Genomic DNA, 1,862 nt, shown 5'->3' on the forward strand with positions numbered 1-1,862 from the left:
CATTAATTGTGAGTTCGATGAGTAGGGCGGGACACGTGACATCCTGTCTGAATATGGGGGGACCATCCTCCAAGGCTAAATACTCCTGACTGACCGATAGTGAACCAGTACCGTGAGGGAAAGGCGAAAAGAACCCCGGCGAGGGGAGTGAAATAGAACCTGAAACCGTGTACGTACAAGCAGTGGGAGCACCTTCGTGGTGTGACTGCGTACCTTTTGTATAATGGGTCAGCGACTTATATTTTGTAGCAAGGTTAACCGAATAGGGGAGCCGTAGGGAAACCGAGTCTTAACTGGGCGTCTAGTTGCAAGGTATAGACCCGAAACCCGGTGATCTAGCCATGGGCAGGTTGAAGGTTGGGTAACACTAACTGGAGGACCGAACCGACTAATGTTGAAAAATTAGCGGATGACTTGTGGCTGGGGGTGAAAGGCCAATCAAACCGGGAGATAGCTGGTTCTCCCCGAAAGCTATTTAGGTAGCGCCTCGTGAACTCATCTTCGGGGGTAGAGCACTGTTTCGGCTAGGGGGCCATCCCGGCTTACCAAACCGATGCAAACTCCGAATACCGAAGAATGTTATCACGGGAGACACACGGCGGGTGCTAACGTCCGTCGTGAAGAGGGAAACAACCCAGACCGCCAGCTAAGGTCCCAAAGTCATGGTTAAGTGGGAAACGATGTGGGAAGGCACAGACAGCCAGGATGTTGGCTTAGAAGCAGCCATCATTTAAAGAAAGCGTAATAGCTCACTGGTCGAGTCGGCCTGCGCGGAAGATGTAACGGGGCTAAACCATGCACCGAAGCTGCGGCAGCGACGCTTAGGCGTTGTTGGGTAGGGGAGCGTTCTGTAAGCCTGTGAAGGTGTACTGTGAGGTATGCTGGAGGTATCAGAAGTGCGAATGCTGACATAAGTAACGATAAAGCGGGTGAAAAGCCCGCTCGCCGGAAGACCAAGGGTTCCTGTCCAACGTTAATCGGGGCAGGGTGAGTCGACCCCTAAGGCGAGGCTGAAAAGCGTAGTCGATGGGAAACAGGTTAATATTCCTGTACTTGGTGTTACTGCGAAGGGGGGACGGAGAAGGCTAGGCTAGCCGGGCGACGGTTGTCCCGGTTTAAGCGTGTAGGAGGGTGTTCCTGGTAAATCCGGAACGCCGTTAACTCTGAGGCGTGATGACGATGCACTACGGTGCAGAAGTAGTTGATGCCAAGCTTCCAGGAAAAGCCTCTAAGCATCAGGTAACACGAAATCGTACCCCAAACCGACACAGGTGGTCAGGTAGAGAATACCAAGGCGCTTGAGAGAACTCGGGTGAAGGAACTAGGCAAAATGGTGCCGTAACTTCGGGAGAAGGCACGCTGGCGCGTAGGTGAAGTCCCTTGCGGATGGAGCTGAAGCCAGTCGCAGATACCAGCTGGCTGCAACTGTTTAATAAAAACACAGCACTGTGCAAACACGAAAGTGGACGTATACGGTGTGACGCCTGCCCGGTGCCGGAAGGTTAATTGATGGGGTCAGCCGCAAGGCGAAGCTCTTGATCGAAGCCCCGGTAAACGGCGGCCGTAACTATAACGGTCCTAAGGTAGCGAAATTCCTTGTCGGGTAAGTTCCGACCTGCACGAATGGCGTAATGATGGCCAGGCTGTCTCCACCCGAGACTCAGTGAAATTGAACTCGCTGTGAAGATGCAGTGTACCCGCGGCAAGACGGAAAGACCCCGTGAACCTTTACTATAGCTTGACACTGAACATTGAGCCTTGATGTGTAGGATAGGTGGGAGGCTTTGAAGCGTGGACGCCAGTCTGCGTGGAGCCAACCTTGAAATACCACCCTTTAATGTTTGATGTTCTAACTCGGCCCC

1 rRNA gene is annotated in these 1,862 nt (G+C 53.0%); it reads left to right on the plus strand.

Annotation, left to right across the window (positions count from 1 at the left end):
- Positions 1 to 1,862, plus strand: a 23S ribosomal RNA gene (locus tag AC2AXP_RS22625); the annotation flags it as partial.

Source organism: Serratia sp. Sp408, from assembly GCF_057180665.1.